Annotated in this window: 15 protein-coding genes; 5 read left to right on the forward strand and 10 right to left on the reverse strand. The window is 74.0% G+C overall.

Features of this window, described 5'->3' with window-relative positions; translation table 11 throughout:
- Nucleotides 1–100: 100 nt before the first annotated feature.
- The gene (locus tag ACE1OC_RS22855; RefSeq protein ID WP_407838559.1) at nucleotides 101–706 is read right to left on the reverse strand and encodes a DUF4291 domain-containing protein; all 606 of its coding nucleotides are present in this window, start codon (nucleotides 704–706) and stop codon (nucleotides 101–103) included.
- 79 nt (nucleotides 707–785) lie between these two features.
- Complete coding sequence (locus ACE1OC_RS22860) at nucleotides 786–3,281, reverse strand: helicase C-terminal domain-containing protein (RefSeq protein ID WP_407838560.1); 2,496 nt, start codon at nucleotides 3,279–3,281, stop codon at nucleotides 786–788.
- Nucleotides 3,282–3,367: 86 nt separating this feature from the next.
- On the opposite strand from ACE1OC_RS22860, the gene ACE1OC_RS22865 reads away from it, so the two are divergent.
- Nucleotides 3,368–4,327, forward strand: coding sequence for a hypothetical protein (locus ACE1OC_RS22865; protein WP_407838561.1), 960 nt, complete (start codon nucleotides 3,368–3,370; stop codon nucleotides 4,325–4,327).
- A 423-nt stretch (nucleotides 4,328–4,750) separates the two neighbouring features.
- Here ACE1OC_RS22865 and ACE1OC_RS22870 read toward each other — a convergent pair whose 3' ends face one another.
- The 3 genes from ACE1OC_RS22870 to ACE1OC_RS22880 are packed head-to-tail and all read right to left on the reverse strand — an operon-like array spanning nucleotide 4,751 to nucleotide 7,727.
- The gene (locus ACE1OC_RS22870; protein ID WP_407838562.1) at nucleotides 4,751–5,611 is read right to left on the reverse strand and encodes an ABC transporter ATP-binding protein; all 861 of its coding nucleotides are present in this window, start codon (nucleotides 5,609–5,611) and stop codon (nucleotides 4,751–4,753) included.
- On the reverse strand, nucleotides 5,608–6,669 hold the full coding sequence (locus ACE1OC_RS22875; protein ID WP_407838563.1) for a FecCD family ABC transporter permease: 1,062 nt from the start codon (nucleotides 6,667–6,669) through the stop codon (nucleotides 5,608–5,610). The genes ACE1OC_RS22870 and ACE1OC_RS22875 overlap by 4 nt, the downstream gene beginning before the upstream one ends.
- Complete coding sequence (locus tag ACE1OC_RS22880) at nucleotides 6,666–7,727, reverse strand: FecCD family ABC transporter permease (RefSeq protein ID WP_407838564.1); 1,062 nt, start codon at nucleotides 7,725–7,727, stop codon at nucleotides 6,666–6,668. The genes ACE1OC_RS22875 and ACE1OC_RS22880 overlap by 4 nt, the downstream gene beginning before the upstream one ends.
- An 80-nt stretch (nucleotides 7,728–7,807) precedes the next feature.
- Between ACE1OC_RS22880 and ACE1OC_RS22885 the strand changes: the two genes are divergently transcribed.
- On the forward strand, nucleotides 7,808–8,437 hold the full coding sequence (locus tag ACE1OC_RS22885; protein WP_407838565.1) for an HAD family hydrolase: 630 nt from the start codon (nucleotides 7,808–7,810) through the stop codon (nucleotides 8,435–8,437).
- A gap of 21 nt (nucleotides 8,438–8,458) precedes the next feature.
- Here ACE1OC_RS22885 and ACE1OC_RS22890 read toward each other — a convergent pair whose 3' ends face one another.
- A complete protein-coding gene (locus tag ACE1OC_RS22890) occupies nucleotides 8,459–8,731 on the reverse strand; it encodes a hypothetical protein (RefSeq protein WP_407838566.1) in 273 nt (90 codons plus the stop codon).
- Between the two features lie 143 nt (nucleotides 8,732–8,874).
- On the opposite strand from ACE1OC_RS22890, the gene ACE1OC_RS22895 reads away from it, so the two are divergent.
- Nucleotides 8,875–9,258 carry a cold-shock protein gene (locus tag ACE1OC_RS22895; RefSeq protein ID WP_323187858.1) on the forward strand — a complete coding sequence of 128 codons (384 nt, stop codon included), beginning with the start codon at nucleotides 8,875–8,877 and terminating at the stop codon, nucleotides 9,256–9,258.
- Between the two features lie 56 nt (nucleotides 9,259–9,314).
- Here ACE1OC_RS22895 and ACE1OC_RS22900 read toward each other — a convergent pair whose 3' ends face one another.
- The 4 genes from ACE1OC_RS22900 to ACE1OC_RS22915 form a co-directional block, all read right to left on the reverse strand.
- Nucleotides 9,315–10,175 (reverse strand): 1,4-dihydroxy-6-naphthoate synthase, encoded by an 861-nt coding sequence (locus tag ACE1OC_RS22900; protein ID WP_407838567.1) that lies wholly within the window; start codon nucleotides 10,173–10,175, stop codon nucleotides 9,315–9,317.
- Nucleotides 10,172–10,918, reverse strand: a complete 747-nt coding sequence (locus tag ACE1OC_RS22905; RefSeq protein WP_407838568.1) for a futalosine hydrolase — start codon at nucleotides 10,916–10,918, stop codon at nucleotides 10,172–10,174. Before ACE1OC_RS22905 ends, ACE1OC_RS22900 begins: the two co-directional genes overlap by 4 nt.
- A 13-nt stretch (nucleotides 10,919–10,931) precedes the next feature.
- Nucleotides 10,932–11,417: a DUF2771 domain-containing protein gene (locus ACE1OC_RS22910; protein WP_250747456.1), complete on the reverse strand. Its 486-nt coding sequence runs from the start codon at nucleotides 11,415–11,417 to the stop codon at nucleotides 10,932–10,934.
- Between the two features lie 155 nt (nucleotides 11,418–11,572).
- Nucleotides 11,573–12,955 carry an MFS transporter gene (locus ACE1OC_RS22915; RefSeq protein WP_407838569.1) on the reverse strand — a complete coding sequence of 461 codons (1,383 nt, stop codon included), beginning with the start codon at nucleotides 12,953–12,955 and terminating at the stop codon, nucleotides 11,573–11,575.
- Nucleotides 12,956–13,303: 348 nt separating this feature from the next.
- Between ACE1OC_RS22915 and ACE1OC_RS22920 the strand changes: the two genes are divergently transcribed.
- Both ACE1OC_RS22920 and ACE1OC_RS22925 read left to right on the forward strand, forming a co-directional pair.
- Complete coding sequence (locus ACE1OC_RS22920) at nucleotides 13,304–14,212, forward strand: DUF3027 domain-containing protein (RefSeq protein WP_407838570.1); 909 nt, start codon at nucleotides 13,304–13,306, stop codon at nucleotides 14,210–14,212.
- 241 nt (nucleotides 14,213–14,453) lie between these two features.
- Nucleotides 14,454–16,208 carry an ABC transporter permease gene (locus ACE1OC_RS22925; protein WP_407838571.1) on the forward strand — a complete coding sequence of 585 codons (1,755 nt, stop codon included), beginning with the start codon at nucleotides 14,454–14,456 and terminating at the stop codon, nucleotides 16,206–16,208.
- Nucleotides 16,209–16,245 lie beyond the last annotated feature (37 nt).

Genomic DNA, 16,245 nt, shown 5'->3' on the forward strand with positions numbered 1-16,245 from the left:
TCGCCGGAATGTCACCGCCGTGCAACAGCGAAAAACGCCTCTCCCTACCGCCTGACCTGCGGAGACAGCGGAATGGTCGTGACCTGTTTCGAGCCCCCTGCTACGCCCCCAAGTGCTCCAGCGGCCCGGCCGGATAGGGGGTCTCCACCGGCAGCAGGGCCCGCGCCGCCTCCGGTGCGCCGGAGCGCAGCAGGCCGTGGACCTCCCGGGCCAGCGGGGTCACGTCGCGGATGGCGACCGTCCACTCGTCGGCGTAGGCGCGGGACGCCGGTCCGGACAGGCCCAGTTGGAGCGAGCGGTACGGCAGCGGGTTGAGGTGCAGATCGCGCTCCGGGTCCCACTGCACCCGGGCGGGGGCGGTGCGCAGCGCCGACGTCCAGGCCTCGCGGTCGGCGTGCACGCCGGGGACGTAGTGCGACAGGCAGGCGCCGCTCAGCGCCCGGTCGAAGCCGGCGCGGGTGATCTCGACGGCCAGGACCGTTTCCTGGTCGGCCTTGGTGGCCCAGCCGCAGCGGTACATCATCCACAGGAACGAGGGCTTGACCCAGGTCATCCGCTCCCGCTTCCAGGCGGGCGGGAAACGGCCCTCGCGGGCGGCCGGCACGCCGATCCGGGGGTGGTACGCCTGGTACACGGTGACGGTGTCGGCGGTGTGCGAGGCGCGGATCTGATGGCGGGGGACCCGGTCGGCGGTTGCTTCGGACATGACCCCAGGGTGCGGGGCCGCGCCCCGTCCGGGCCAGGGGTTTTCCTTCTCCGCCGGCCGGCGAGACCGAGGCCTCCGGTCAGATCTGGTCCTCCTCCAGTTCCGCGACGCCCGTGATCCGGTGCAGCGCGAACGTCCGTACCTCGTCCGCCGTGTGGTCGTAGCCGGTGACGAAGCCGCCCTCCACCCGTACCGGGGCGATGACCCGCTGGCTCGCCGCCCCGTCGGCGTTGACGTAGCCGATCCACACCGCCGACCCGGTGAGCGCGGCCGCCTGCACGGTCGCCAGGGTCTCCGCCGCGCTCGTGCGCGGGAGTTCACCCGGGGCGCCGGAGCCGCCCGCCCCGGACCCGGACGACCCGGCCGGCTCCTTGCGGACCGCCGTCGCCGCCAGGTCGCCCGCGCGGATCGCCCGTACGGCCGCTCCCAGCAGCGTCGCGTCCGGTACCGGCGGCCCGTCCGGGACCGGTACGGGCAGCGCGCGGGCCGGGGTGCGGTGGGCGTCGGCGCGGGAGACCAGGACGTCCCCCGTACGGGATTCCGCGGCCGGGGCGTAGCCCATGGCCCGCAACCCGTCGAGCAGCGAGGTCGGTTCGGCCTGCGCGGCCAGTACGGTCGGCGCGAGGCGGCGCAGCCCGAGGCCCGCGGACCGCTTGTCGGCGAGGATCTCGTTCAGCATGCCGTCGTCGTCGCAGCGCACGTACGAGGAGGCCGCGCCGACCCGGAGGTGTCCGTGCCGCCGGGCCACGTCGTCGATGAGGTACGACAGCGGCTGCGGCACCGGGGTCCGGCTGTGCTCGGTGAGGAAGGACTGCAGGTCGACGGCGGTGTGGCCGGCGTCCAGGGCGCGGCGTACCGATCCGGGCGTGAAGCGGTACACGGTGGCCCCGCCCTTGGACTCCACCTCCGCCAGCACGGCCAGCACTTCGGCGAGCGCCCGCCGCAGCGGCCCGGGGGCCACCGCCGTCAGGTCGGCCTGGAGCAGTACGTGGTCCACGGGCTCGGGGAGCAGCGGCGCGAGCAGCGGCGCCGGGTCGCGCCCCTCCAGCAGGGCCCGGCCGGGCGCGGCGAGCGCGCCCCGGCCGGTGACTCCGAGGACCTCCGCCTCGGTCAGGGTCCAGTGTGCGAGGCGGCTGCGCAGTTCGCTCGTACCGCGCACCGGACGCTCCCACTCCAGGCGGGCGAGGAGCGCGGCCGGGGCGGGGGAGCCGCCCTCGGGGAGCTCGGCGAGCAGGCCGAGGATGCGGCGGCGGACCTCGGGGGCGGCGGAGCGGTCCAGTTCCGCGCCGAGCGCCGACAGGGTGCGGCCCTTCGCGTCCTGTTCGCCGACCAGGCCCGGGGTGCGGGTGGCGGCCATCCAGGCCGTCGCCAGCACCGACCAGCGCTCTGCGGGCGGGAGTTCGAGCCAGACGTCGAAGGCGGGGGTCGGGGCGTACCGTTCGTCGGCCTCGCCGTCGCTGGCCAGCAGGCCGGCCGCGTAGGACAGTTCGATCCAGAACGCCGCCGACGTCTCGTCGGTGTCCAGGGAGGCGGCCGCACGCTTCAGGTCGCGTACGGAGAGCCCGCCCGCCCGGAGCACGGGCGGACCGGCGTGCTCCCAGGACTTCACCAGCTCCTCGACCGTCGACAGCGCCGCCAGTGCCTGGCCGGCCGCGTTCGCGTCCACAAGCTGTGGACGGTGCTCGCGGTGCGCGGAAACGGCCGGGGGCAGCGGCTCCGTGACCCGGTGCGCGAGCCCGCCGCGCAGGTACAGGGCCACCTCGCGCGGCAGCAGCACCGTGCGCGCCGTGGCCGGCAGCAGCAGGCCGCGGTCGCGCAGCCAGCGCACCGGAGGCGTCGGATGGGGCGTCACCTCCCCGTACGGCGGACCCCACACGAGCCGGCCCAGCACCTGGTGGGCCTCCGCCGGAGCCTCGTCGAGCAGCGCCGACATCCGTTCCGGGTCGGTGAACAGGGCCGTCAGCGCGGTCACCGCCGACACCGGGTCGTGCGTCGCGGGCAGCCCGACGGCCGCCACGATCTCCTGGATCCGGGTCGGCGACATGCCGGCGGTGGCCTCGGCGACGGTGGGGCCCAGGCCGGTGGGAGAGGGGCGTGTCGCGGAGGGGGCGAGCAGTTCGCGGGCGGTGCGCACCAGGCGCAGCCGTTCGTCGTCGCCCCATACGAGAGCCTGCTCGCGCAGGGTGGCCAGGGCCCGGGGGAGTTCGGCGCGGGCGCCGTTGTCGGCGCCGGAGGTGGTGCCGGTGTCACCGCTGAGCAGGGACTCCAGTACCGCGTACGGGCAGGGCTCCGGGCCCACCGCGAGGGCCTCGGCGGCCTGCAGGGCGAACCGGTCCAAGTGGTCCAGCGCGCGCACCACCGAAGCCCGCGTCCCGGCCCGGGTGGCGAGCTGCGTCACGTCTCCGGGCACCGGGCTCAGCAGGTCCGGCCGGGCGCGCAGCAGGGCGCCGAGGCCGTCGTCGTCGCGGGCGCGCAGCGCTTCGGCGAGGGAGCGCGGAGCGCTTCCCGCGGTGCTCGGGTCAGGCACGGTCGTCGCCTCCTGGTCGCGTCGGCCGGTCAGTCGGCCGGTCCCCATCCGGTCAACGGTATCCGCTGCGCCCCCGGCCGCTCCACGGGCGCACGCGCTACCTTCGCTGGAGGTGGCACGGGAGGAGCCGGGGCGTGGGGATCGAGAGCGACCATCTGGTCTACGAATATCTGAGCCGGGTCGGGGACTTGGCGCAGCGCAGGCACCTGTCGTCGGGGGACCGGATACGGCTGGTGGCGGGGTTGCGGGACGAGATCGACCGGCGGCGGGCCAAGTACGAACCGGAGACTCCGGCGGCGGTGCGGCGCATCCTGCAGCGGATCGGCACGCCGGAGGAGGTCCTGGACACGCTGTCGACGACGGGCGCGGCGGGGGCCGTCTCCGCGTCCCCCTTCGCCCCCTCCTCTTCGGCTGCTCCCTCGGTGCCGGTGCAGCGGGGGGCTGCGCCGCCGCATCTCGCGGGGCTCGACGAACTGGGTGCGGGCGAGCGGCTGGAGCCCGACTGGTGGACGGTCGGGCCGGGGTCGACGGTGGAGGGCTTCGCGGGCGGCATCGAGATCCCGGAGCTCCTGAAGCCGCCGAACCGGCGGGGCTCCGATGCGGACTCCGACTCCTCCGACTCCTCCGACTCCGACCCGCAGCCTGACGCTCCCGCCGAAGCTTCGGCGGGTGGCCGGCGCACGCTCATGGGGTACCTGCGGGAGCGGCGGCGCCGGGCGAAGGCGGAGGCGGCGGCTGCCACCGCCGAGGCTGCACCGCGGGCCAAGCCGTACGCGTTCCTGCTGCTCGCGGGGGTGGCCCTGCTCGCGGGGGCCGTGTCCGGCTACTGGCTGCTGCTCGCGGCGGGGTGGCTGCTCGCGTACGCCTCGCGGGTGCTGGGGCCCGCGGAGCGGAAGTGGGTGGTGTTCGGGCTGCCCGGGGTGGTCTTCGCGGGGGCGGTGGTGTGGCTGTGGGGCCGCCAGAACGGCCGCTGGGGCTCCCCCCTGGCGGACGAGGCCCTGAGCGGGACCTTCCAGGACCTGCTGCCCTGGCTGGCGCGGGCCGCGGCGGTGTCCTCGGCGCTGTACCTCCTCTGGCGCTCCCGACGCCGCTGAGTCCCGCCTACGGTGCGGCGCCGTTGCCGGGGACCAGTCCCCGGACCCCTGCGCCTCAATCGCCGGCGGGGCTGGGTTGTGGTGGCGCCGGGCGGGCTGCGTCGGGTGGGTCGGTGCCGGGGCCGGGGTGGGGTGTCGGCCTGGACTGCATGATTTAGGCGCCCCCTGCTCTACTCCGACAGGGCGAAGGGTGTTCTCGCGCCACAAATCACGCTCTACGTCCAGGCCGACACCCCACCCCGTCCCCGTCCCCGCCCCGGGCCGCCGCCCTCCGACCCCGGCCGGGCGGCGAGTCTTTCAGCCGCCCGGGCGCAGCAAGTTCAGCCGTCCGGCGTTTGAGGACCGGGGTCTGGGGCGGAGCCCCAGGGGGCCGGGCGCAGCCCGGTACCCCGCTTTCAGCCCGTCCGGCGTTTGAGGACCGGGTCAGGGCTGGCCCTGGGAACGGTGGAAGGGTGGGTCGGGGAGTTCGCCCCGCAGGGTCCCGCACCCGCCCGAAGGTGCCGTCCACGGGGACGTCGGGACGATCAGGGGGGAGCCCGTTATCGGGTCGGGGATGACGATCGAGTCGAGGCCGAAGACCTCGTGGACCAGGTCGGCCGTGACGATCGCAGACGGCGGGCCCTCCGCCACCACCCGGCCCGATTTCATCGCCACCAGGTGGTCCGCGTACCGCGCGGCCTGGTTGAGGTCGTGGAGGACGGCGACGACCGTGCGGCCCCGTTCGTGGTTCAGGCGGCGGACCAGGTCCAGCACCTCCACCTGGTGGGCGATGTCCAGGAAGGTCGTCGGCTCGTCCAGGAGCAGGATGTCCGTGTCCTGGGCGAGGGCCATCGCGATCCAGACCCGCTGCCGCTGTCCGCCCGACAGCGCGTCCACGGGACGGTCCGCCAGGTCCGACACCGAGGTCCGGGCCATCGCGTCGACGACGGCCCGCTCGTCCGCCTCCGACCACTGCTGCCACCAGTGCTGGTGCGGCTGGCGCCCCCGCGCGACCAGGTCCGCGACCGTGATCGCCTCCGGGGCCGAGGGGGACTGCGGGAGCAGGCCGACGGCCTGGGCGATCCGCCGGGTGGGGAGGGAGGAGAGGGCTTCGCCGTCCAGGACGACCGAGCCCGAGCGGGGACGGAGCAGCCGTCCCAGGGCCCGTAGCGTCGTCGACTTGCCGCACGCGTTCGGGCCGACGATCACCGTCACCTTGCCGTCGGGGACGGCCAGGTCCAGGTCCTCGACGACCACCCGGTCCTCGTAGGCGAGGGTCAGGCCCCGCGCGGACAGTCGGCTCACTGCTTGCCTCCGGTGCGGCTGCGCATGAGCAGCCAGATCAGGTACGGGGCCCCGACGGCGGCCGTCAGGACGCCCACCGGGAGTTCGGTCGGGGAGAGGAGCCTGCGGGCGAGCAGGTCGGCGAAGACGACGATCACCGCACCCGTCAGGGCGGAGCAGAGCAGCGGGATCTGGGCCGTGCGGGTCATCCGGCGGGCGATCTGCGGGGCCAGCAGGGCCACGAAGTCGACGGGGCCCGCGGCGCCCGTGGCCACCGAGGCGAGGATCACGCCGAGGGCGACGAGCCCGAGCCGGACCCGGCCCAGCCGGATGCCGAGGGCTGTGGCGGTGTCGTCGTCGAGGGAGACGGTGCGCTGGGCGCGGGCCGCCCACAGGATGCCGGGGAGGAGGGCCAGGAGGACCCAGGCCAGGGGGGTCGCGACGTCCCAGCCGCGGCCGTTGAGGGAGCCGGTCATCCAGATCTGCGCCTGCTGCGCGACCAGGTAGTCGCCCTTGGTCATGAGGAGGGTGGTCACCGAGCGCAGGGCGATGGCGAAGCCGATGCCGATGAGGACGAAGCGCGTCGCGTGCAGGCCGCCGCGCCAGGCGAAGACGTACACGAGCGTCGCCGCGGCCATCCCGCCGAGGACCGAGAGGTACGGGAGGACCGTGTACGAGGTGACGCCGAAGGTCAGTGCCGCCACCGTGACGGCGCTCGCGCCCTGGCTGATGCCGATGATGTCGGGGGAGGCGAGCGGGTTGCGGGCGACGGTCTGGATCAGTGCGCCGGCCACCCCGAAGGCCAGGCCGACCAGCAGGCCGACCGTCATGCGGGGCAGCCGGAGGGTGCCGACGACCAGGTCGTCGGGGGAGGGCCGTCCGAGGAGGACCTTCACCACCTCGGCGGGGGCGACGAAGGATTCGCCGATGGAGAGGTACGCGACGCACACCGCGGCCAGGAGGAGGGTCAGGCAGAGGGCGACGGCCGCCGCCCGGCGGTGCAGGAGGAAGGAGCCGCGGCCCGAGCGGGGGCGGAGGAGTGCGTAGCCGGCGGGGAGGACCCGCGTACCGGCGCTCATGCCGCCACCGTCTTCCGGCGGACCAGCGTGACCAGGAACGGGACCCCGATCAGCGCGGTCATCACTCCGGCAGGGACCTCGCCGGGCGGGACGAGGATCCGGCCGAGGACGTCGGCGACGAGGAGCATCACCGGGCCGATCAGGGCCGCCACGGGCAGCACCCAGCGGTGGTCGCTGCCGACGAGGGCGCGGGCGAGGTGCGGTACGGCGAGGCCGATGAAGGCGATCGGGCCGGCCGCCGCGACCCCGGCGCCGGTGAGGATCGTGGCGCCGAGGCCGGCGACGATCCGTACGGCCGCGACGTTCTGCCCGAGTCCCTTCGCGAGGTCCTCGCCCAGAGCGAGCGCGTCCAGGCCGCGGGCCACCGAGACCACGAGGACCGCACCGACCAGCAGGAACGGCCAGATCTGGTGGACGACGGAGGCGTCGCGCCCGGCGATCGAGCCGACCTGCCAGAAGCGGAACTCGTCCAGCGCCGAGGCCTTCGTCGTGAGGACGCCCATGGTGACCGAGACCAGCAGGGCGTTGATCGCGGCCCCGGCCAGCGCCAGCTTGACGGGGGTCGCCCCGCCGCGGCCGCCGGAGGCGACGGCGTACACGGCCACCGAGGCGATCCCGGCGCCCGCGAAGGCGAACCACACGTAGCCGCTCAGGGTGTGCACCCCGGCGAAGGCGATGGCGCAGACGACCGCGACCCCGGCTCCCTGGCTGATGCCGAGGATGCCGGGGTCGGCGATCGGGTTGCGGGTGATGCCCTGGAGCGCGGTTCCGGCGAGGGCGAGGCCCACGCCGACCATCAGGGCTATGAGGGTGCGCGGTACGCGCAGCGAGCGGACGACCTCGGCGTTCGGCCCGGTCGCGCCCCGGAAGAGCGCGTCGAAGACCTCGCCGGGCGCGATGGCGCGGGCGCCGACGGCGAGGCTGAGGAGCACCGCGCACAGCAGCGCGGCGAGGCCGGCCGCCGTCCAGGCGATACGACGGGCCGTCAGGGCGCGCCGGACCACGGCGGGGGCCGCGGGGAGGGGAGGCGCGGGAGCCGCGGGAGCGGGGGCTGACATGTCACCAAATTTCACTGTCTGGTAAGGCGAGGCTCAGTCTACGTTCCCGCTCGCGGTGCCCGGCTCGGCACAATGGGGGCATGAGCCCCGAGACGCAGCTGACCGTCGGATTCGACCTCGACATGACCCTCATCGACTCCCGGCCGGGCATCAAGGCGGCCTTCGAGGCGCTGTCGGCCGAGACGGGCACGTTCATCGACACCGAGCAGACGGTTTCGCGCCTCGGTCCGCCGCTGGACCAGGAGCTCGCGTACTGGTTCCCGGAGTCGGAGATCCCCGCCATGGCCGACCGCTACCGGGAGATCTATCCCACGTACGCCATCGGGCCGACCCCGGCGATGCCGGGCGCCCGCGAGGCGGTCGAAGCCGTCCGGGCCCTCGGCGGCCGCGCGATCGTCGTCACCGCCAAGCACGAGCCCAACGCCCGCCTGCACCTGGACCACCTGGGGATCAAGCCCGACGCGGTCATCGGCTCGCTGTGGGCGGAGGCCAAGGCGGTCGCCCTGCGCGAGTACGCCGCCCAGGTCTACGTCGGCGACCACGTCGGCGACGTCCGGGGCGCCCGTACGGCCGGCGCGGTGTCGGTGACGGTCCCGACCGGCCCGTGCCCGGAGCCGGAACTGCGGGAGGCGGGCGCGGACGTGGTCCTGGCGGACCTCACGGAGCTGCCGGCCTGGCTCGCGGAGTACGAGCGCACCCGGACCGCGTAACCGCGTGGGCCAGGGGTCGTACTAGGCCTGCGAGGCGCGGGCCGCCGTGCGCTGCGCGGCGGCCGAGCGCAGCACGCCCGCCGCCGAGATCATGAAGCCGACGCCCATGAGCATGCACACGGCCCACGCGTACGAGGGGAACGGGTCCACGTCGAGGAAGAGCGGGGCCATCGTGGCGAGCGTGGCGACGGCGCCGACGATGAAGACGATGCCGCCGGCCTTGACGAGCGCGTCGCCGGGGCGGGCCGCGTCGGGACCCGCGTCCGCGGGATCGGGCTGAGGAGTAACAGTCACCCGACCAGGGTAGTTCCCTGGCCGGAGCGGTCACCCGCGAAGGACCGGGGAACGTCTTGTCACCCGGAGAGGGGCAACTAGCCTGAGAGGTGCGGGTCTGCGACCCGCTTCCCACCCGACGAACGCAAGGACAGAGGACGGACGTGCCTACCGGCAAGGTCAAGTGGTTCAACAGTGAGAAGGGCTTCGGCTTCCTCTCCCGCGACGACGGCGGCGACGTCTTCGTCCACTCGTCGGTGCTCCCCGACGGGTTGGACGCGCTCAAGCCCGGCCAGCGCGTCGAGTTCGGCGTCGTCGCAGGGCAACGCGGTGACCAGGCACTTTCGGTGATCGTCCTGGATCCGGCACCCTCCGTCGCGGCCGCGCAGCGGCGCAAGCCGGACGAGCTCGCGTCCATCGTGCAGGACCTCACGACCCTGCTGGAGAACGTCACGCAGCAACTGGAGCGGGGCCGTTACCCCGACAAGGCGCACGGCGGGAAGATCGCCGGCATGCTGCGCGCGGTGGCCGACCAGCTCGACGTCTGAGCCCTGCGCACGACCGTGCCCCGCCGCCCGTCAGGGCCGCGGGGCACGGTCGTGTCCTACGGGAAGACCAGTGCGTCGGCTGCGATGGCCGGAACCAGCCCCTCCGCGGCCGCCCGGGTCAGCAGCCCGCGCACCGCCGCGTAGCCGGCTTCGCCGAGGTCGGCGGTGAACTCGTTGACGTACAGCCCGATGTGCTGGTCGGCGACCGCCGGGTCCAGCTCCTGCGCGTGCGCCCGTACGTACGGCCGGGACGCCTCCGGGTCGGCCCAGGCCATCCGGACCGAGGTGCGGGCGGCCTCGGCGAGCGCGCGCAGCGCGTCGGCGCCCAGGGAGCGCTTGGCGATGATCGCGCCGAGCGGGATCGGCAGGCCGGTCGTGGACTCCCAGTGCTCGCCCATGTCGGCCAGACAGTGCAGTCCGTAGTCCCGGTAGGTGAACCGGGCCTCGTGGATGACCAGTCCGGCGTCCACCCGGCCGTCGCGCACGGCGGGCATGATCTCGTGGAACGGGAGGACGACCACCTTGCCGACGCCTTCGGGCAGCACGTCGGCGGCCCACAGCCGGAACAGCAGGTAGGCGGTGGAGCGTTCGCTCGGGACCGCGACCGTCTTGCCGGTCAGGTCCAGCCCCGGCTCTCGCGTCAGGACCAGGGGGCCGCAACCACGGCCCAGCGCGCCGCCGCAGGGCAGCAGCGCGTACTCCTCCAGGACCCACGGCAGGACGGCGTAGGAGACCTTCAGCACGTCGAGCTCGCCGCGCTCGGCCATGCCGTTGGTGACGTCGATGTCGGCGAAGGTGACGTCGAGGGCGGGCGCGCCGGGAACCCGGCCGTGGGCCCAGGCGTCGAAGACGAAGGTGTCGTTCGGGCAGGGCGAGTACGCGATCCGCACGGGCGGTGCGGCGGCTGTTCCGGTCATGAGGGTCCTCCCCAGGAAGCGAGTACGGGTCCCAGTGCCCGGAAGCCGTCGGCCAGCGCCGTCAGCGCCTCGCCGATCCGCCAGGCGTCGCGGTCCCGCGGGCCCACGGCGTTGGAGACGGCACGGACCTCCAGCACGGGCAGCCCGTGGGCGGCGGCGGCCTCCGCGACCCCGAAGCCCTCCATCGCCTCGGCCCCGGCCAGCGGGTGCCGGGCGGCGAGGGCGGTCGTACGGGCGGCGGTGCCGGTGACGGTGGAGACGGTCAGCACGGGCGCGAGCAGCGCCCCGGTCGCCTCGGCGGCGCGCGCGGCGAGCTCTGCGGGAGGCAGGTGCACGCTGCGGCCGAAGCCGAGTTCGGTGACGGTCAGGAACCCCTGCGGGGTCTCGGCGCCCAGGTCGGCGGCGACGATCGCGTCGGCGACCACGAGGGAGCCGATCGGGGCGGCGGGCGCGAACCCGCCGCCGATGCCGGCGGAGACGACGAGGCCGTAGCCGGCCGGAGCGGGCGCCAGCGCCAGGGCGGTCGCCGTACCGGCGGCCGCGGCGGCCGGGCCGACACCGGCGACCAGCACGTCGAAGGCTCCCCGGCGGTGGATGAGGTAACCGCCGGGGAGGCTGCGCGGCTCGAGAGCGGGGGCGTGGTCCGGGCCGGGGGTGTGGTCCGGATGAGGGACCGGACCGGACAGGCCTCGGACGACGGAGTCGGCCTCCGCCGTCACCGCGGTCACGATGAGCGCGCGCATGGTGGGTACGGGACTACTTGAGCTTGACGTTGAAGGCCCAGACGGCGATGGGCTTGCCGTCCTCGGACACCTGGACGATGTTCAGCTTCTTGGAGGCCGGGGCCTCGCCCTGGCCGCCGGTGGCGAACAGGTCGGCGCCGGGGAAGCTGCGGTAGGTGTTCGAGGAGGGCTCGGTGATCGGCTGCCCGTCGAGGACCGCCTGCCACTTCTTGCCGTCCTCGACGACGTCCGGCTCGACACCGAGGCGCAGCGTGTCGCCGCGGCCGTAGTCGATGTTCTTGGCGTGCTTGAGGTCGGCGAAGCACTCCTGGACCTTGTCGGCCGTGAGTTCCTTGGCGTCGCTGCAGGCGGCTTCGGTGGACACCGACGAGGTGCCGACCGTCACGGTCGCCAGCGGCGTCGGCTTGTCACAGGCGGAGAGGAGGAGGAGGCCGGCGGAAACGGCTCCGAGGGCCGCGACGCTGCGGCGGGCCCTACCCGAGAAAAGCGGTGCGGTCATGAGCCGAAGGCTATCGGGCGGGTGGCGTGCCTTGCTGCACGGGGTCCTGTGGTGCGGCGCCGTGGCGCAAGCGCCCCCGGCTGCGCCGGACTTTCCGGGGCGGAGCCCGGGGAACGGTGGAAGGGCGGGTAGGGGACGGCCCCGCAGGGCAGCGGCTACGCCACCCGGGGGCGCGACGGTGTCGTGTGCTGGTGGCGCGGGGACGTGAGGAAGCCGCGCAGGGCCATCGTCGTGCCGAGGGCGACCACCACCGCGGCGACGGACATGCCCAGGACGCCGTTCAGGGGAAGCGCGATGCCGATCGAGCCGCCCAGTACCCAGGCCACTTGGAGCAGGGTCTCCGAGCGGGCGAAGGCCGACGTACGGACGGCCTCGGGCACGTCGCGCTGGATCATCGCGTCCAGCGAGAGCTTCGCGAGGGCCTGGCAGAAGCCCGCCGTCGCCCCCAGGACGGCCATGAACACCCCGCTGAAGAAGACCGCCGCGAGGACGGCCACCGCGAGGGTCAGGGACAGCACGGCGGCGATGATCGCCTCGGGCGCGCGGGCCCGGAGCCAGGCCCCGACGGCGGTCCCGCAGGCGTTGCCGACGCCCGCCGAGACGCCGACGATGCCCAGCGACACCGCCGCGCTCTGACCGGCGAGCGGGTGCTCGCGCAGCAGGAACGCCAGGAAGAAGATCAGGAACCCGGACAGCCCGCGCATCGACGCGTTCGCCAGCAGCCCGCACAGCACCGGCCGGCTGACCGTCCGCAGCCCCGGCCGCTTCGAGTGCGGCTCGTGGGTGGAGAGCCGGGCGCGGCGCTCGCCCTTCGCCTCGTCGACCTTGTGCGGCAGCGTGAACGCCGCGAAGGTGCCCCAGATGAAGATCGCGCACGCCCCGTAGAGCGGCCACGGCGGACCGATCGTGTGCAGGGCGGCGCCCACGGGCGCGGCGGCGCCGGTGGCCAGCAGGCCGGCCAGGGTGACCCGGGAGTTCGCCTTGACCAGGGAGAACCCCGGTGGGAGGAGCCGCGGGACCACCGCGCTGCGGACCACCCCGTAGGCCTTGGAGGCGACGAGGACCCCGAGGGCGGCCGGGTACAGCTCCAGGCCGCCCGTGGCCACCGCGCCCGACATCATCACGGCCAGCAGGGCCCGGGTGAGCATCGCGCCGGCCATCGCGGCCCGCCGCCCGTGCGGCAGCCGGTCCAGCAGGGGACCGATCACCGGGGCCAGCAGGGTGAAGGGGGCCATCGTGATGGCGAGGTACAGGGCCACCCGGCCGCGTGCCTCGTCCGTGGGGACGGAGAAGAAGACGGTGGAGGCGAGCGCAACTGTGATCATCACATCACCGGCGCCGTTGATCGCGTGCAGCTCGATCAGCTTGCCGAGACCCGATTCGCCCGCCCCGTGCGCGTGCGTGGCCCGCCGGATTCCGCGCGCCGTACCGGTGAAGGGCAGGTGCAGGGCACGCCCGATGGCCCGGCCGGCCCGCCTGGCCGGTCCCGAGCCGTCATCGGACGACCGTACGGGTGCCACGTGGCCATAGTGCCCCACTCGGCCCGCCGGGACCCTTCCCGGCGCGTCGCGGGGACACGGCCGGGCCCCGGCTCGGCCCTGGGTTGGCCGTGGGTGTCCGCGAATCGGACCTTGCATGTGGGCCGAAGGCGCCGGAGGAGGTAGCGTGCGTAGCGCGCCACCGGCGGTTGCTCCTGGCCGCGCGCCTCTTCGCGATCCTTCAGAATGGATCGCAGGTAGGTGCGCCCTGGAACCCGATCGGGCGCGGACGTCGACGCGGCCCCCTGGTCCGCTCCGCCCGCGCTACGTAGGGACAGCCGACGGGTCGTTGTGGACGACAAGTACGGACGGCGCACTCGTGAGACGGCGTAGGAGAGAACGAGACCTGTGAGTGCTGCGACGACGCGAAGCCGTACCCCCGACCGCCTGTGCGTCGAGGCGGTAGACCTCGCCCGAGCGGCGGCCGAAGAAGCCGCCTACCCCGGAGTGGTCGGCGAACACACCGCCGCCATCGCGGAAGGTGACCGGGTCGTCACGCACTTCTTCGAGTGCAAGGACCCCGGCTACCGCGGCTGGCGTTGGGCCGTGACGGTGACACGTGCCTCCCGCGCGAAGAACGTCACCCTCGACGAAACGGTGCTGCTCCCGGGCGATGACGCCCTGCTCGCCCCCGAGTGGGTGCCGTGGAGCGAGCGGCTGCGGCCGGGTGACATGGGTCCGGGCGACCTGCTCCCCACGGACGCCGAGGACCTGCGCCTGGAGGCCGGCTGGTCGGGCGAGGACGCCCCGCCGCCGAACTCGGTGGTGTCCACCGAGATGGCCGAGCTGGTCGAGGCGGAGGACGCCGACGTCACCGACCGCGCGGTGGTCCCCGTACGCGGCTCCATCACCTCCGTCGCGGAGGAACTGGGCATGCGCCGGGCGCGCGTGCTCTCCCGCTACGGGCTGCACAGCGCGGCCGACCGCTGGGACGAGTCCTTCGGCGCGAAGACCCCGATGGCGCAGGCGGCTCCGGCCTCGTGCGTCTCCTGCGGCTTCCTCGTCGCGATCGGCGGCTCGCTGGGCCAGGCCTTCGGCATCTGCGCGAACGAGTTCGGACCGGCCGACGGCCGCCTCGTCTCCCTGTCCTACGGCTGCGGCGGCCACTCGGAAGCCGCGGTCATGCCGAAGCCGCCGCGTCCGGCCCCGCCGGTCCTGGACTCGATGGCCTCGGACGAGTTCCACCTCCGCCCGGCCCCCGACACGGGTTCGGTCCCGACGGCGGACGAACTGGCCTCGGACCTCGGCCACTCGTGACCCGGGGCAATCTCAGCCTCGCCGGCGTTTGAGGCGCGGGGTCCGGGGCGGAGTCCCCGGGGAACGGGCGAAGGGCGGGTAGGGGAACTCCGCCCGCCCAGCGGCACCCGCCCGAGCAGCGGCACCAGCCGAAGCGACCCCAGCCGAAGCAGCGCCCCCGTAGCCGGTCCGGGTCCCGGGACCTCGCCCGGTTGGGTGACCCGGGGCGCGACGGGCCGTCAGGCGTGATCCGCTGGGCGGGATGACCACCGACACGCGCCCGCAAGCAGCCCCCCACACCGGACAGGCAGCGCCCACCCGCACCCGCCTGTCCTGGGTCGACTTCGCCGTGGCGGCGGCCTTCCTCGTGCTCGGGTACGCGATCCTCCAGGTCGGCAAGGGCACCGCGGTCAACTTCGACCCCGCCGACGTCCCCGACGTGGACACGGACCCGGCGAAGCTCCCGTACTACGCCGCCCGCAGCGTCCTGCGGATGTTCATCGCGCTGTTCGCCTCCGTGGTCTTCACCTTCGGCTACGCCTACGCCGCCGCCCGCAGCCGCCGCCTGGAACGGGTGCTGATCCCGGCCCTGGACATCCTCCAGTCCGTCCCCGTCCTCGGCTTCCTCTCGGTCCTCGTCACCTTCTTCGTCGCCCTGTTCCCCGGCTCGCTCCTCGGCCTCGAATGCGCCGTCGTCTTCGCCATCTTCACCTCGCAGGCCTGGAACATGACCTTCGGGTTCTACGCCACCCTGACCTCCCTCCCCCGCGAACTCGACGAGGTGTCCCGCTCGTTCGGCTTCACCCGCTGGATGCGCTTCTGGCGCGTGGAGGTCCCCGCCGGGGTCATCGACCTGGTGTGGAACGGCATGATGAGCTTCGCCGGCGGCTGGTTCATGCTCGTGGCCTCCGAGGCGGTCTCCGTCTCCGGCCAGGAGTACGCCGTCCCCGGCCTCGGCTCGTACGCGGGCACCGCGATCGGCGAGGGCGACCTCGGGAAGATCGCCTGGGTCATCCTCGCGATGACCGTCACCATCGTCACCGTCAACTTCTTGTTCTGGCGGCCCCTCACGGCCTGGGCGGAGAAGTACAAGAACGAGCAGTCGGAGTCCACCGACGTCCAGCGCAGCTACGTACTGGACTTCCTGCGCCGCTCCCACTGGCCCCGCCTGCTCGGCCGCGCCACCGCCCCCGCCCGCGACGCCACCGGCCGGGCCGCCCGCGTACTGGGCCGCGACGACAGGGCGCTGTCCGTGGATCCGGCCCGCCGCCGGACCGGCGACGTGGTCTTCACCGTCGTCGCCGGAGCCGTCATCCTGTGGGGCCTGTACGACCTGGTGCGCTACCTCCAGCGCGAAGCCGAAGCCGGTCTCGGGGTGTTCGGGGAGCCACTGGTGCTCGGGCTGATCACCTTCGTCCGGGTGATCGTGCTCGTCGCCGCCGCCACCGTCGTGTGGGTGCCCGTGGGGGTGTGGATCGGCTCCTCGCCGCGGCTCACGAAGATCGCCCAGCCCGTGGTGCAGGTGCTGGCGAGCTTCCCCGCGAACCTGCTCTTCCCGGTGGCCGTCTGGTTCTTCCTCGAGACCGGGCTGAACATCAACATCGGCTGCGTCCTGCTGATGGCCCTGGGCGCGCAGTGGTACATCCTCTTCAACGCCATCGCCGGAGCCATGGCCATCCCCTCGGACCTCAAGGAGGCCATGGACGACCTCGGCGTCCGCGGGCTCCAGCGCTGGAAGCGCCTGATCATCCCGGCCGTGTTCCCCTCGTACGTCACCGGCGGCATCACCGCCTCGGGCGGCGCCTGGAACGCCTCCATCGTCGGAGAGGTCGTCACCTTCGCGGGGACGACGTTGTCCGCGACCGGCCTCGGCGCGTACATCTTCCACGCCACCGAGGACGGGGACTTCCCCAAGCTGATCGCCGGGATCGCCGTCATGAGCCTGTACGTCGTCGGCCTCAACCGGCTGTTCTGGCGGCCCCTGTACCGGCTCGCGGAGCGCCGCTACTCCATCTGAACCCCGCCCGTCCGATCGCCCGACCGTCCGTCCGCCC

This window comes from Streptomyces stoeckheimensis (assembly GCF_045822005.1).
GTDB classification, from domain to species: domain Bacteria; phylum Actinomycetota; class Actinomycetes; order Streptomycetales; family Streptomycetaceae; genus Streptomyces; species Streptomyces stoeckheimensis.

Excerpts from the sequence above, each read along its gene's own strand:
- ACE1OC_RS22855 (WP_407838559.1), bottom strand. The coding sequence starts at position 706 with ATGTCCGAAGCAACCGCCGACCGGGTCCCCCGCCATCAGATCCGCGCC.
- ACE1OC_RS22860 (WP_407838560.1), bottom strand. The coding sequence starts at position 3,281 with ATGGGGACCGGCCGACTGACCGGCCGACGCGACCAGGAGGCGACGACC.
- ACE1OC_RS22875 (WP_407838563.1), bottom strand. The coding sequence starts at position 6,669 with ATGAGCGCCGGTACGCGGGTCCTCCCCGCCGGCTACGCACTCCTCCGC.
- ACE1OC_RS22880 (WP_407838564.1), bottom strand. The coding sequence starts at position 7,727 with ATGTCAGCCCCCGCTCCCGCGGCTCCCGCGCCTCCCCTCCCCGCGGCC.
- ACE1OC_RS22885 (WP_407838565.1), top strand. The coding sequence starts at position 7,808 with ATGAGCCCCGAGACGCAGCTGACCGTCGGATTCGACCTCGACATGACC.
- ACE1OC_RS22900 (WP_407838567.1), bottom strand. The coding sequence starts at position 10,175 with ATGACCGGAACAGCCGCCGCACCGCCCGTGCGGATCGCGTACTCGCCC.
- ACE1OC_RS22905 (WP_407838568.1), bottom strand. The coding sequence starts at position 10,918 with ATGCGCGCGCTCATCGTGACCGCGGTGACGGCGGAGGCCGACTCCGTC.
- ACE1OC_RS22910 (WP_250747456.1), bottom strand. The coding sequence starts at position 11,417 with ATGACCGCACCGCTTTTCTCGGGTAGGGCCCGCCGCAGCGTCGCGGCC.
- ACE1OC_RS22925 (WP_407838571.1), top strand. The coding sequence starts at position 14,454 with ATGACCACCGACACGCGCCCGCAAGCAGCCCCCCACACCGGACAGGCA.